This is a genomic window from Parvivirga hydrogeniphila (assembly GCF_023371205.1).
Classification (GTDB): domain Bacteria; phylum Actinomycetota; class Coriobacteriia; order Anaerosomatales; family Anaerosomataceae; genus Parvivirga; species Parvivirga hydrogeniphila.
Genome location: NZ_JAMCCO010000002.1, coordinates 430,868 through 445,645, shown reverse-complemented (window position 1 = coordinate 445,645; position 14,778 = coordinate 430,868). Strand labels below are relative to the sequence as shown.

Genomic DNA, 14,778 nt, shown 5'->3' with positions numbered 1-14,778 from the left:
GCCTAGAACAGCGGCAGTTGTGGTTGACCTGTTTGTATGCCCTCTTGGACTCGCTCGAGCGCCGCCTCGATCATCGCGTCGTCGAACATCTGCTGCTTGCGCGTGCCGGCAGACCTGCCCCCGGGCCACGAACCGAGCGCCGAGCGAATCGCGTCCGCTCGCGCCTCACAATGCTGTTGAGTGACAAGCCAGTCCACCGTGGCAAGCAGTTCCATGCCAAGCGGTGATTCGAATCCATCGATGTAGTGCGTCGTCGCCTCGAGCGCTGGCAGATACTCCTGGGCCTCGTCCTCCAGATAGCGCTTCACGAGTTCACGCTTCTCGTCCACGAAGTGCAGCGGCTCGAACGGCCCTGCCTCGCTGAGGCGCTTCTCGCTGTGCAGGTAGCTGCCATCGATCGCATCGAGGAGATGCCGCAACTGGTCCGAATAGGGGCCGTACTTGTTGGCCGCGAATCGCAGGCGAAGCGGGTCCTTGGTTCCGAGCGCTGTGAACGCACGTTGCAGGAACCACGCAAGCTTCTGCACCTCGAGGTTGGTGCATCCCATTCCGAGCACCGAATAGCGCCGGACCATCTCGGCCACAAGTGCACGCGCCGGCGTAAGCTGCTCGACACCATGCTGCTTCGGTGCCGTCGCGTATCGAGCGGACGGCTCGTACACGACGACTTCGACGCCCTCCAGGTCTCCGAGCGCGCTCTCGATCACGGGTCTGACATCCGCCCAGTCAAGCCCCCCGTTGCCGCAACCCAGCGGCGGCAGGGCGATCGAGCTGATCCCAAGCTCGACAATCACGCGCCTCAAGTCATCCAGGCCTTCCCGTACCCACTCCAGCTTGGACGGATGCCGCCAATGACGTTTGGTCGGGAAGTGGATGATCCAGCGAGGCCCGGAGAGACTATGGCTCTCAGTGACGAACACTCGCCCGACCTTAACATCGCCTCGCTTCGCCGCGTCGATGTAAGAACACGCGGCACCCGGGAAGGATTCCTTGAACTGCAACGCGACGCCCTTGCCCATCACGCCTACCTCGTTGACGGTGTTCACAAGGGCGTCAGCTTGAGCCTCGAACAGGTTGCCGGTGGTGTAGGTGATCATCAGAAGAACCAGTCCCTCTTCACTTCTACCCTCAGGTCGGATCCTGCCGCCGCGAGCATCATCAGCACCCGTCGTTCGCTCGCTTCAGAGTAGCAGGCAATGCCCAGCAGCGCTTCGACCGGCACCGACTGATGAGCCAGGACTTCGGCCTGATAGCGCTCAACCTTGCCCGGGTCCTTGTCCGAGCGGGCGAAATCCCGTGCCCTCAGCAGCTCCCAGTCGATTGTATCGAGGGCGCTGACATCGCTGAAGAACTTGGCGTATTGCACCAAGGCGTGCCGGTCCGTGAAGACGAAGTCCACGCCACACTCTTGGAGTCGAGCGACTGAGGACACCATGATCACGATGTCGTCCGGGTCCCGGCGAGTGAGGCCGTTGTAGCCCGTCACGATGTTGTAGAGCATCACTGAGCATGGAGTGAAGTAGAAAGGCACGTAGTCTTCGAGGACGCCATCTGGTGGAATCGGCACGCACTTGGAAGTGCGCTTGCCGATGATGTCCGGGTTGCCGATCATCACGAAGTTGGGATCGCGCGTGGCCGATGAGGGGCAGTGCAGTCCGTTGCGCAGAATCCACGGCATGTTGTCGATGTGAGTGATACGGAAGATCCGCGCCTGCTCCGGACTGAGATTCAGGCTCACCACAGCGCCCCCTGCCTTCCCTCATCCAGCAGCGACGCCGGCGGCTCCTCCACACGCCCCGGTTCCTCGCCGCGCTCGCGCGCCGCGATCTCGTCGAGCAGCTCGCGGTAGCCCTGCTCGCCGAGCAGGTTGCGCGCGTGCAGGTGGCACTCGCGCCACGACTCCTCCGCGCTCTGCGCGAGCTGCCAGTCGTAGAACCGCGGCCCCAGCCGGCTCGCGACCGGCTGCGGGTGCTTCGCGCGCTCGTCGTGGCCGAGGCCGTAGTCGGCGAGCCGAAGCGTCTCCGGCAGCATCCACCCCTCGCCCTCGTTCTGACCGAGGAACGCCTCGATGCCGGCGTCGCGGTCGCCGCCGCACGCGCGGATCTTCTCCTCGAGGTCGTGGAAGGCGACGAGCGTGAGCACCGTGTGGCGCAGCTCGGGGTCCTTGTCCTTGTCGACGCGCCAGAAGCCTCTTGCGTCGAGGTCGGAGCTGACTGCGGGCAGACAGACATCGCTGAGGATATGGGTGACGTTGTCCCAGTCGAGCCCTAAGGCACAAGCAACAACTGCGGAGAGGGCAATGCGCCGACGATATCGTTCCAATCGAGTGCGCGCAGTCAGGACGCATGCATCGGGCAAACCGAGCCGGACGGCCGACGTCGCGAAGACACGGCCGCCGAAGAGGAGTAGCGCAGCGTCTCGCACCAGCCCCGGTGGCACGAGATCTGGTCGCAGCACGGCAAACGAACTGGCGACGTGCCAGTTAATATGGGCGGCGGCGACACGCTGTCTGGCGGCCCAGTCGGCCCAGTAGGTTCCGAGCACAGCTTGCATGACGAGGCGGGCGTCATCGCGCGAATCATCTTCGGTCAACAGCGGAACCTTGTTGCCGCACGGCAACCCTGGGATGACTGTCGATATCAGAGTGCGCTTGTCCGTTGCTCGCGCTATGTCCCGAAACGCGAGCCGAGTATTCCTGAGGGGCGGCACCCCCCAATCAACCGCGCCGATTAGATACTCGGCATCCGCAAGATCACTCTGAGGAACATCGAAGGAACCCTCCGAGAGAGCCCAGTTGTCGATGTAAATCATCTTCCCTTGGTACAGCGGCAGCGCCACGTCCTCGACCTCGTCTTCGCGCACCCACGCGTCCCCCTCGCGCGAGAGCACGATTCCCGCCGGGATCTCCGCGCGCGGGATCGGCAGCGCGTCGTAGGGTGGCTGGGCGCAGCGCAGCCGCCACGGCGTGCGCGCGACGTCGCCGGGCTTGAGCAGGTGGCCGTGCACGAACCGCTCCTCGGCCTCGCGGCGCTCGGGGCCGGCGGTGGTGTCGAACAGCCACTCCTCGAGCTCGACCTCGGCGGGCACGACGCGCGCGGGGTCGACGCCGAGCTCGGCCCACAGCTCCTCGATGGGGCGCCAGCGGCCGAGCAGCCAGCGGCTGTACTCGTCGGGGCGGTAGCCCTTGGCCTCCCATACCGGGCGCGGCGGGAAGAGCTTCGAGTCGTTCGTCATGTCGAACTCGCGTGCGTACGTCACGCCCCAGCCGTCGGGGCCGTCATCGCCCAAGAGCACCGAGTTCGCGTAGATCTTCTCGAGGATTTCCAAGTCGCGCGCGGACTGGATCTCAAGGATGGCGCGGCTCTTGGGGCTGAAGCGCTCGACCTGCTCGCGCGTGTACGGCACGGCGAACTCCTCGGCACGCTCCCAGTCCTCGAGCGCGCGGCGCATGAACGCCGTGCGGATGGCTGCGGTGCGCCCGCCCTTCTCGATGATGACGGGGTTGAACTTGAACGAGCGGTGGATGTCGAAGATGCCTTCCTTGTTCTCGAAGCCGAAGAGCCACTCCCAGCGGCAGCGGTCCAAGAACAGCTCGCGCAGCGCGCCGGTGCCGTGGTCGGAGTACAGCCCCGAGGGCACGATGAAGCCGAGCCGCCCGCCGCGCCGCAGCAGCGCGTGGGCGGCCTCCAGGAAGAGCTTGTAGAGGTTGATATCTGCTGAGCCCTGATGGCGGAACGGGTGCGCGGCGTCCGCGTACCCGCGGCTTGCGCGCCGAAGGTCGCGCCAGCGCCCGTGCAGCGCGTCGTTCTCGCGCCCGCGCGAGATGGCGAAGCGGTCCCCGCTCGTCTCGGCGCCTTGCGGGTCGCCGAACGGGCTCGCCGCGTACTTCATGAAGTTGGACTGCGCGCGGAAGTCCGCGTTGTAGTCGAGCCACCCGCGCTCGACGGCCTCCTCGGCGAAGTACTCGGTCTGCTTGCGCAGCGCCTCCTGCTTGCCATAGGAGCGGTAAAGCGGGTCGATGTTGCTGAAGTACTCTTTGGAGTTGGGCTTGGCGATGTCCCACGGCGGGTTGCCGAGCACCGCGTCGAAACCGCTTCCCGCCTCGCGGAACACATCCGGGAACTCGAGCTCCCAATGGAAGAAGCGCTTCTCGGCGGCGATGCGCCGGGCGATCGCGCGGGTCTGCTCGCCCGGGTCGTGCAGCGTGGTGGGAAGCGGGGCGTGCTCGAGCTCGTCGGCGGGCCAGAACCAGCACGCGCACCACAGGTCCATCGCCTCTTTGAGCTGGCGGTACGCGGGCGAGCCCACGAGCTCCTCGCGGTAGATGCGGGCGCGCTCGGCGGCGTCGTGCACGGGAAGCTCATGCAGGCGCGCGAGGGCGGCAAGCGCCTCGTCGTGGACGGTCGCGGCCTCGGCGGCGGTATCACGCGGGTCGAAGAGCGATGGGCCGGACAGGAAGCGCGCGAGGTCGGACTTGAGCGGGCCGGACGCGAACGCCTTGAGCGCCTTGGTGCGCGCGTTCTTCTCGAAGTGCACGCCGTTGCCGTGCCCCTTGTCGCCGCCCTCGCGGTTCTTGAACGCCATCACCGGGTAGTGCCGGAAGGTGTCGAACCACGCGCCTGTAAGCGCGTTGCCGCACTTGACCTTGTGGTCGAGGAAGGAAAACGGCAGCTGCCGGTCCATCGTCTCGATCCAGAGCGACAGGCGCGCAAGCTCGACAGCGAGCGGGTCGAGGTCCACGCCGTAGATGCAGCGCTCCACCACGTGGCGGCGAAGCAGGGCTTTGAGGCGCGGCTCGAACTCGGCGTCGGTGCTGCGGCACGGCACGAGCTCCTGGGTGAGGCGCTCCTCAGGGGTCGGCTCACCTTCGGGCGGCTCGATGAGGCGCACGATGGCGCGCTCACGGCCTGCGTCATCAGAGACGCGGTCGTGGAAGAGCAGCGACTCGTAGAGCGCCTCGGTGAGGTAGCGCAGCGCCGCGACCGGGAAAGTGCCCGAGCCGCACGCGGGGTCCACCACCTTGAGCGCGAGGATCTCCTCAGGGCGCTTGGGCGTCCACGCAGACGGCGGCGCGTCGGGGTTGGGCGTGCCGTCGGCGCGCGTGGGCGGGTCGTAGGCGAGCGGGCGCAGCGTGCGCTGCACGGTGGGGACCGCGAGACCCGGGCGCGTGTAGTACGTGCCGGCGCCCTTGCGCGTGCCGCCCCAGCGCACGACGTACCACTCGCCGGGCAGCACGATGTCGCGGGCGAGCAGTGCACGCGCGGCGCGCGCGACGTCCTGTTCGTGGCGCAGGCGGCGTTCGGGGGTGTCTGCGCCGCGAGGTCTGCGCACGAGCCCGGCCGCCACGACCGCGCGACGCGCCCAGGCGTCCGCGCGCTCACGGGCCGAGCGGCGGGCGTCGGCGACCTCGGCGGCGATCAGATCGGGGGCGAGCTCGTCGTCGGAGACCACCTCGTCGGGCAACTCGGCCTCCTCGCCGATCGTTGCCTCCTCGTCTGCGCCCCCTTCGGGCTCCTCTTCCGCCGCTTCTTCTTCGGGTTCCTCGTCCTTGTCAGTCTTATTCAGATTCTCCAGAAGGTCTCGGATGGCCTTGTCGTCCATCGCCTCCAGGCGTGACAGGGGCAGCGCTGGGGCGTTGCCGACGGAGAGGAACACCACCGGATCGTCGTCGGCACGCTTGAGCTCGTAGTCGAGCAGACCTTCGTAGAGGATGCCGATGTACTCGCTGGAGAGGTCGGAGAAGTCCACGGGGCTCGGCACCCAGGTGCTCGCACGGCCCTGGCGGATCCTCACCCTCGTGCGTGTGATGAGCTCGAGGATGCGCCAGACATCCTTATCGGCCACGCACTCCCGCTTGAAGCACGCCTGCTCGAAGATGGCGAGCGCGCGAGAGAGACCATCTGGGCTCGAGGGGTCCCCTGGGGCGAACAGCTCTCCTCCGTACGCAGGTACGGGCAGGGCCGGGTGTGATGAACCCTCGTACACGAGACGGAAGAGCGCGAGGATGCGCGGCCATGCCGCATAGCTTCGAGCCAGGCGGCCGCTACGGGAGCCTGCATGGCGGGAAAGCTCGTCGATCAGTCCGGCGAGGCCGTAGCTTTCGTGGTACAGCGCATTCTCACGCGGCAGCAGGTCGCGCGACTCGGCGAACAGCACCACGACCAGGCGCATGATGACGCGCACCGCTGCGCGGTAGACGTCGGCGGGTGCTCGGCCGGCCTCCTCAGGCGGAAGACCGGACACGTAGTCTGCGAGCTCGGGCGCGTGCGCCTCTACAAGCTCCTCGACTGCTTGACGGACGCGCTCGCCCAGCACTGATGAAAGCTCTGCCTGGCCCTTCCGCGCGTCGAGGACCGCCTGCTCAAGCAGTCCTGGCGCCTCGGATGCTGGTGGCGTCCACAGCGCCGGTTGTAGCAGCGTACGAAGTGCGATGAGGTGATCGCTCGGGGCGCCCTCCTCGAAGAACAGCTCAGCATCGGCTTCCGCGAACGCGTCGAAGTCCAGGCCGGCAAAGACGATGCGCCACTGGCGACCGTTCGTGACGAGCGCCAAGCGGTGTCCCTTCGCGCGCAGCCACTGGAGCGCATGGCTGACGACGCGACGACCGCGCCCCACGCCGATGCGGCGCTCGGTGTCGATGAAGACAGGCAGCGCAGGGGCGCCGTCGGGGGCGCGCCACAGGTGCCGGGGCTTCACTGTCTCGCCCGTGAAGGCTTTCGTGCTGAACTCGGCGCCCACTCCAGAGCCGCGCAGCCACGTGCCGCCGGCGTCAGCGTCGAAGCCGCATATGTCTTGCAGCACGTAAGTCACGTACTTCGAGATGCTGTCGCCAGACGCCGTGGTCTCGGCAAGCAGCGCGTCGGTCAAGCGGCGTAGCTCGCGCTCCTGGTATTCGCTGAGGGGTGGCGCGACATGGTCGGCCAGCTGGCGCAGGCGCGGTGGGTCGAGCAGCAGCCCGCCGTGACGAAGGAGCTCCCAGCCCGGGATCATCGTGCGCCTCCCTGGTCAGGTAGACGGATTTCAACGCAGACCGGGAAGACGTGTGCGTCGCCTGCCATGGCGTAGCGTTTCGGCAGCAGGAACTTGGTGATACGCTCGCGTTCGCGCTCCAGTTGCTCGCGGACTTCCTCGTAGGTCCGGCGCCGGCGGTCGATTTCGGCCTCTTTCGCCTCGATGTCTGCAGCCAGCCTATCGAGCGCCCCCTCTTCATCGAACAAGACGCCTTGAGCCTGCTGGCGCTTAAGGTCCTCGATCTCGCGCTCGAGCTTGGCAAGCGTGCTCTCGTTGATGAGTGTCAGTATCTCGGCGGAACGCGAGCGGTAGCGCTCCAGCTCTTCCTGGCGCTGTTGCTGGCCCTCTTCAGACAGCACGGCGGTCAACGCGTCAGTGAGTCTCCTTGCGTGCTGCGTGATGAAAGCCGTCAAGTCTGGCGCGACGTCTTCGAATACTTGTCGCGCACGCTCCACGAGTTCGGCGTCTGTCGTCGGCTTCGCGTTGCGGAGAGCGATCGCGGGCCGGTGGTCGAGCGGTTTGCTGAGTCGCCCGCTGCGCACAGGGAAGGCGATGGTCCGTACCCAGTGGTGGAAGGTCTCGCGAAGCTCGTTCACGCCCAGCTCCTCGACTGACAGGAGTACAAGCGCGTCAGCCTCCGCTGGCACGTCGCCCACCCGGACCGTCCAGCGGGACACCTCCTCGCCGCTGCTCGGGAAGCGTGCGCGTGACAGCATCGAGAAGGCGCGTTCGAGCATCGGGTGCGAGAGGTGCATGAGCGCGACGTCGGCACGCGGATTGAAGACGGTCCGGCCTCCGTCGCCGATCGCCTTCACGAAGGGGCCCGGATCGAACGCTAGGCGCCTGACAGCTCCGCGCCCTCCTGCGCCCGCATCAACGCGCAGGCTCTCGTCGACGACCTCGCGCCAGCCTGGTAGGTCGGGGTTGATGAGTCGCCAACACCCCGGTTCTTGTGAGAGTTCCAGCTGTGGCCGGCCCGCGCGTTTGGCGAGCGCGGCTTCCAGCGTGCATCGGGTCGCCTCTGGGTCAAGGTCGAGCTCTTTGGCCAGCGCTTCCAGCTGCTGGGCGGCCGAGGCATCCTCCTCGCCCGTCGCGACCGTGTCGTCTGCCTCGATGCTCGCGCGCCCACGAACGACGGTAAGCCCACGATCAAGGTCGTGTTCGACCGCACCCATGGACTCACCGTCAATGAGCTTCCGATGGATCACGGTGTCAAAGAGCTCGTTCGCGCTGCCCAGGTCTTCGCGGATGTCGTTCGCTTTCCGCATCACGTGCGCTAGGAACCGAAGATCGTCGTCAGTCTCGCTGGCAAAGTGGAAGATCTGCACGTCGCGAGCCTGACCGTGGCGATCGAGTCGGCCGTTCCGCTGCTCGGTCTTGCTTGGGTTCCAGGGCAAGTCGAAGTGCAAGAGGTATCGTGCGGTCTGCTGGAGGTTCAATCCTTCCGCGGCTGCGTCGGTTGCGATGAGCACGCGCACGGCGTCTGCGGGATTGTTGAACGCCCGTTTCACTGCCTCGCGGTCGGCGTCGTCCATGCCACCGAAGAGCGTCAGGACGCGTTTGTCCTCGTAACGCTCTCTCAGTCGGCGGGCCAGGTAGTCGAGCGTCGTCTTGTACTCGGTGAATACGACGAGGCGCTCGTCGTCGCGCCAGCGGCCATCTGAGCGCAGGAGCTTTTCGATGAGCGTGACGAGCGCGTCGAAGCGTGCGTCGCGGACGGGGTCGAGGTCGGCGAAGCTGTCGGCGCGGTCGCTGTCGAGGCCGAGTCGCGCAAGCGCCCGATCGATCGTCGCGATGTGGTTTTCAAGGTGCGGGGCTGCCTTCACCAGCCATGCGCCTACCACCGTTGCAGCGACCGATTCGCGCGATGCGGCCTCGCGGTCGTCGTCGGTGTCGCGTTCGACGCTCTTGCGCGCCACGTCGACGTCGGCCTCGGTCGCCGCTTGCTGCGCCGCGAGCCCTTCTTTGCACCGGCGCCACGAATCGGCGAACGCGACGGGACAGGAGAGGAGCCGCTTTCCGAGCACCTCTACGGCAAAGTGGCCCGCACGACGCCTCTTCGCGTCTCCTTGGGAGATCCACGACCGCATGGCCGCTCGGAACTTGTCGAAGGCTTCTGTCAACGCCGCTTCTTCTGGTGAGAAGTCGAGCCTGAGAGCGATGGGATCCAGGCGCCGGCAGAACTTTGGTGGGTCGGTCCGGTCGTTGATCTCGCGCTTCAGGCGCCGGATGACGAGCTGCTCGACACGAGCGCGCTCTGCTGGCCTAAGTTCGTCCGTAGCGCTGAAGCGCACTGGGTCGAGTATCTCCAACAGACCCGTGAAGCTGCGCGTGTGACCGTTGTGCGGCGTAGCTGAGAGGAACAACCGATGCTCGAAGCGCGGTGCGATGATGCGAAGCATCTCTGCGAGGTCAGAGTCCTTGCCGAACGAAGACGGCATGAGATTGTGGCATTCGTCTACGATGAGCAGATCCCACGGGAGCCGCGGCGAGTCGTCCGGTGTTCTGCACGCCGCGTTGAACTGCTCGAGGATGTCAGGCTGGCGCAAGTAGTGGTACGATGCGATGATCCTGGGGAACGCTCTCCACGGGTTCGCATCCATGCCTAGGCGGCGGCGGAGCTGTTCGGTCTGCTCACGGTCGACGAGCTCGAAGGAGAGCGAGAACTTCTCCCGCATCTCGTCGCGCCATTGGAGCCGTAGGGATGCCGGGGTCAGAATCAGCACGCGCTGGATGCGTCGCCGGATGAGGAGCTCGGAGAGGATAAGGCCGGCCTCCACTGTCTTTCCGAGGCCCACGTCGTCTGCAATCAGGAGGCGCACGCGCGGCATCCTGAGTGCCTTGAGCAGTGGCACGAGCTGGTAGTCGTCGACTTCGACCGCAGCGTGGAACGGGCTTCGGAACGGGAGCCGGCCGAGCGGACCGGAGCCGTCCGGATCGAGGTACGGCATCGCGCTCGTCCAGCGAGCTGCCCGCACGAGTGCGTCGAAGTCCTCTGGCGGCATCGGTTCGCCGCGCATCGGGTCCGGCAGGGCGTTCGGTTCAAGAACCGAGGCGTGCGCCCCCTCAAGCTCCCAGATCAGCGTCTGGCTCGGAGGAAAGAGCTCGTCGCGGTACTCGATTGTGACCGCGTGCGTCCGCCCGTGCTCACCGTCGAACGGCTCGACGGCAGCGATGACGCCGCGGCGGTTACGTACCACCGCGAACATGCCTGGACGTGGCACGACGGTGTTCCCCATGTCGCCTCCCGGAGGGGTCGGAAGCTTCGCCTAGCGTAGCAAAACCCTCTGACACGATGGCGACAGCCCGCCCCTCACCCCAACTTCAGATCCCAGATCCGCCCGGTCTTGCAGCGGTAGCCGCGGAGGTCTTTTCTTCGGCGCAGGAGGCGCTCACGAGTCCCCCGTGTACGTCGTCAGATGCTTCCCGACATGCCCGATCACGATGCGACCGGTGGCAGGGTCCTCGCAGAAGTAGATGCGCAGCAGCCTTTCCGCACCTCCGCGCGTCCCGATCTTCAGGTGCTGTTTACAAACCCACTGCTTGCCGTCTCGGCCGGAGAATGTCCGTTCCCGTCCGTATCGGTCCATGGTCTCTTTGCTTTCGGTCGGGGCATACTCGAAGCCGCGCTGCCGCTGCTTGAGCATCTGGTCGAGCGTCGGTCCGACTTGCCGCTCGGACTTGTCCACCATCCGCTCGAATGCGCATTCGCCAAGCAGATCCAAGAGTTCGAAGACCTTGTCGGCGTCTCTCCACTTGTCGTACTTGCGCGCACTCCTGCGCGCAGATGGCAGAATCTCAAGAGAATCCCGCCATTTCTCTTCAGCCAAACGGACCGCTTCTTCAAGAGTGCGCAAACGCGGTGTACGGAGGCTGCTGGGTCCAGAGCTCGGCTCGTCGCTGGGGAGGGCCGCTTTCCGACTGGCCGCTGCCGCCATCCATAGTTCCTTGTATTGCTCGGCCTCCGCTCGAGCTGCGGCCAGATCGGCCTCCGTCTTCTCGACGATGGCGTCTTCGCGCTTGTAGTTCTCTTTCTTCTCCCACTCTCGTTTCACCGCCGCCGCGAGATGGCGGATATCGGCGTCGTACCGTGCGCTGGTGCTGTAGTCTTCCAAGACTTCGAAGATAGCGCCTCTGATCGCGCTCGTCGGGACGGGCCGCTCGCTATCGGCGGACGTTTCTAGCGATTGCAGAACCGCTCTGGAGATCTGGTTCGCGAACTGGTCCTCGGGTATGTGCGCCGCTGCGCACGCGGTCTGGATCGATGCGACGAGCTTGGTCAGTTCGAAAGGGACGACCTCTCCGGTGCTCTTCTGCACGAACACGTCCCCAGTCCGATCAAGCAGGTCGTTCAGGCGGTCAGCCGCCTCCTGGACCGAGCGGGCGGGCTTGTCGCCCAGCAAGCCCTCAAGGATCTTGCTGTTGAGATAGCAGGGGTCGATGAGTATCACGGGCTTGCCCAGGTCGAGCGCCTGCATGATGCCGACGGTGGTGCCGATCGACTCCTTCCACATGTTCGCGACGACCACATCGACGGTTCGAAGAAGGAATGTCTCCCGAAGCGGTTTCCAGTCGGTGCTCCACTCCGTCGGGTCGTGGAACTCGACATCGTTTCGGCGCTTCCCGACGATCTGCTTGAACTCCTTGCGCCACCGGTTTTTCTGGTCGTCATTGCAGCCGGTGATGGGACCTGCCAGATAGACGATGTACGTGCGCTTCTTGGATTCGTTCATCTTCCCCCCTCTGACTGCGGCGCATCGCGCGACCTGTTCATATCGTGAAGGTCTCACATCGTCGCTGCTGCGGCGAGTCCCAATAGGTACCGACCATTACCGACAGCCGCCATGTACCTGGGCGACAAATCGGGCTGCAAGCGGTCCGCTGCCAGCCCTATGTGAGAAGCCGTGCACGGCGAAGCAGGCTCGCATCTTCCAGCACTTCACACGAGGGCCCGTTCGCAATCACTCGCCCGTCGGCCAGTACTACGCAACGATTGGAGAGCCGGGCGGCGAAACGCACATCATGGGTGACAAGCAGCACGCCAGCGCCATCATCAAGTCGTCGCTCGATTGCAGACGCTACAGTCTCCGCAGCATCGGCGTCGAGCGCTTTCGTGGGTTCATCGAGCACGATGAGACGGGGCTCCGCGACGAGAACCGAGGCGAACGCCACCAGCTGCCGTTCGGATGCAGTTATCTCGTGGGGATTCTCCATTGCCAGCCTGCTGATGCCCAGCTCCGCCATGACCGCGTGCGCCCGCTCGAGGGCTGCCTCCTTGGCGGTTCCTCGAGCGATGAGACTCCAGGCGACCTCCATCTCCACCAACCTGTTGAAGATCTGGTCGTCGGGATTCTGAAAGAGAGTTCCTACGACGCGCGCCAAGTCCCAGACCTGTTGGTCGCTCGCATCCTGGTCGAGCACGCGCACCTCGCCTGAATCGGGCCGAAGGAGGCCGCAGGCGTGTTTCATGATCGTCGTCTTGCCAGCGCCGTTCGGGCCGAGAAGCGCGACCGACTCACCCTCATGCACGCTCAGATCGACGTCCTCGACACCGCCACCCGAGCCGTACCGGTGGGTGAGATTCCGTAGCTCCAGGAGCAGGCCCCCCAGGGGGCGAGCTTTGGGCCAACACACTATTCTCGGCTCGGCATCGTCAACGTGGGGAACGCCCCCGACAAGATGAAGCCGGTTGGCACCCTCTGGCACATGCCCGGCCTCGCGGGTGGCAATGAACACCGTCGTCCCAAGAGCGGACTGCCGGCGCGCGAGTCCAAGAACCTCAACGGCCGATGCAGGATCGAGCTGCTCGAAGGGCTCGTCCAGAAGCAGCACGTCTGGATCGACCGCGAGAGCCGCTGCAACTGCGACCTTCTGACGTTCGCCGCCCGAGAGCGTGTGCATCAAGCGAGACTCGAGATGAGCGATGCCGACCGCTTCGAGTGCGCCAAGAACCGCCGAATCCAGTTCGTCTCCTGACACCCCACGGTTAGCCAGAGGAAACGCGATCTCGTCGAAGACGCTGCGAAACAGATAGACGTCCGAGTCTTGTAACACCATCGAAGTAGTGGCGGCACCCCCCGTGCCCGCCCCAACCACATCCAGTCGTCCCGTGAGATTGCCCTCTATCACCGTGGGAACGACACCCGCGATGACCCCTAGAAGAGTGCTCTTACCCGCCGCATTCGGCCCGGTTATCCAATTCTCTGAGCCAGGGGTGGCGACGAAGTCGATACCTGCGATTGCCGCCGAACGAGCACGCGTGTACGTGAAGCCGACCCCCTCGGCTGTGACGTATGCTCCACGGTCGCTCATCGGAACACCAACCGAGTCGCCGCGACAGCCACGATCCAGAGCGCACCTGCTGCATAGCAGGCTGCAGCTCCTAAGGTCACCTTGCGTTGAGGCTTCACCCTACGGCTGGAGCTGTATCCTCGGACATGCAGCAGAGCAGCCATGCCGTAAGCACGCACGAGCGACTTCACGATGACGGGGATCAACACGGCAAGGTAGGCGCGCATCTTGCGCACAAGGTTCCCGCCCATGGCCATCCCGCGGGCCTGCTGTGCCTGGATGGTGGTATCCATCTGCTGCTTCATAACAGGCAGTACGCTGAGCGTGAGCGAGATCATGATGCCAAGATCCTCGTTCACATCTCCGGCCCACCGAATGATCGCCGATGGTCCCGTTGATAGCAGCAACAGATACATGACCGAGACGAACCCGAGAAGACGTATCACGATGAGTAGGCCGGCGAGAAAGCCCTGAACGCCGAAGATCCACACGTGGTCAGTCGAGCCAGGATATGCCCACGAGTAGATGACCAGCAAGGACAGAGAGACCCAGGCGACACCCCTCCAGCTCCGCACGAGAGGCACGAGGAGCCCTGTGGCGGTCGCCGCTGCAAGGAGCGCGAGCAGCTGAACGCCGAGACATAGAATCGTCGGTGTCAGTGCGATAGCGAGGATCCCACAGGCGGCGAGGAACATCCGCGGGCCGACGGGGACGGCTCCTAACCCTATCGGATGCGGAAGGGCCCCCGGCTCGAACGTCGGGAGCCCCCCTGTCACATCAGCGGACAACGATGCCTCTCCGCATGTCGGGAGCTATGCCTCCTCCGGGCCTGCCGCGCAGCCCTTAAGCGTCTTCGGAAGCGCCATGATCACGAACATCACCACGAAGACAGAGAGGAGTTTGTCCACAAGGTTCGAAGCGATCCTAGGTATGAACGCGGCCGTGAACACGTCGGCACCAGCCTTCATGAGTCCGCCGACGAAGATGTCGAGTCCGCCACCCGTGAGGCCACCGTATAGATATGTAGCGATCGTGGTGCCGATGATCGGCGCCACGACGGAGATGATGAGACCGGCGATGAGCACGACGAGCCACTTCTGAAACCCGTACTTGACGGAGATGAAGCCTATGATCAGTCCGACAGCGATGTTGACGATGGCGAACCACATGTCCATCGGGTTCTGGAGCGCCATGATGACGTTCGTCAGTCCTCCCGTAAGCGCTCCCCACCATGGGCCGAGTATCGCCGCGGAGAGAATCGTACCGATCGTATCGAGGAAGACGGGCAACTTGAGCGAGCTGGCGAGCAACCCGCCGATCACATTGACCCCGATTCCCACCGGTACGAACACGAGCGAAATGCGCTTGTTCACTACAGCCCTCCTTCGTCGCCAGATGCCGGTCGGTCGACGTGCATGAACCGGTATACAAGCTATAATCCAGCCTGATGCTACAAGTGACAATCTGAATCGTCAA

8 protein-coding genes are annotated in these 14,778 nt (G+C 65.0%); all 8 read right to left on the bottom strand.

What is annotated here, in order from left to right:
- Window positions 1-2: 2 nt before the first annotated feature.
- The 8 genes from darG to MX659_RS07655 all read right to left on the bottom strand — a co-directional run bounded on the left by darG (window position 3) and on the right by MX659_RS07655 (window position 14,675).
- The gene (gene darG / locus MX659_RS07690) at window positions 3-1,097 is read right to left on the bottom strand and encodes a type II toxin-antitoxin system antitoxin DNA ADP-ribosyl glycohydrolase DarG (RefSeq protein ID WP_267192892.1); all 1,095 of its coding nucleotides are present in this window, start codon (window positions 1,095-1,097) and stop codon (window positions 3-5) included.
- Window positions 1,097-1,738: a type II toxin-antitoxin system toxin DNA ADP-ribosyl transferase DarT gene (gene darT / locus MX659_RS07685; protein ID WP_267192891.1), complete on the bottom strand. Its 642-nt coding sequence runs from the start codon at window positions 1,736-1,738 to the stop codon at window positions 1,097-1,099. Before darT ends, darG begins: the two co-directional genes overlap by 1 nt.
- Window positions 1,735-6,990, bottom strand: coding sequence for an Eco57I restriction-modification methylase domain-containing protein (locus MX659_RS07680; RefSeq protein WP_267192890.1), 5,256 nt, complete (start codon window positions 6,988-6,990; stop codon window positions 1,735-1,737). Before MX659_RS07680 ends, darT begins: the two co-directional genes overlap by 4 nt.
- On the bottom strand, window positions 6,987-10,250 hold the full coding sequence (gene drmD / locus MX659_RS07675; RefSeq protein WP_267192889.1) for a DISARM system SNF2-like helicase DrmD: 3,264 nt from the start codon (window positions 10,248-10,250) through the stop codon (window positions 6,987-6,989). The genes MX659_RS07680 and drmD overlap by 4 nt, the downstream gene beginning before the upstream one ends.
- Before the next feature lie 153 nt (window positions 10,251-10,403).
- Window positions 10,404-11,744, bottom strand: coding sequence for an ATP cone domain-containing protein (locus MX659_RS07670; protein WP_267192888.1), 1,341 nt, complete (start codon window positions 11,742-11,744; stop codon window positions 10,404-10,406).
- 157 nt (window positions 11,745-11,901) lie between these two features.
- Window positions 11,902-13,323 carry an ABC transporter ATP-binding protein gene (locus MX659_RS07665; RefSeq protein WP_267192887.1) on the bottom strand — a complete coding sequence of 474 codons (1,422 nt, stop codon included), beginning with the start codon at window positions 13,321-13,323 and terminating at the stop codon, window positions 11,902-11,904.
- The gene (locus tag MX659_RS07660) at window positions 13,320-14,090 is read right to left on the bottom strand and encodes an energy-coupling factor transporter transmembrane component T (protein ID WP_267192886.1); all 771 of its coding nucleotides are present in this window, start codon (window positions 14,088-14,090) and stop codon (window positions 13,320-13,322) included. The genes MX659_RS07665 and MX659_RS07660 overlap by 4 nt, the downstream gene beginning before the upstream one ends.
- Window positions 14,091-14,114: 24 nt before the next feature.
- Window positions 14,115-14,675, bottom strand: coding sequence for a CD3073 family putative ECF transporter S component (locus MX659_RS07655; protein WP_267192885.1), 561 nt, complete (start codon window positions 14,673-14,675; stop codon window positions 14,115-14,117).
- Between the last annotated feature and the right edge of the window lie 103 nt (window positions 14,676-14,778).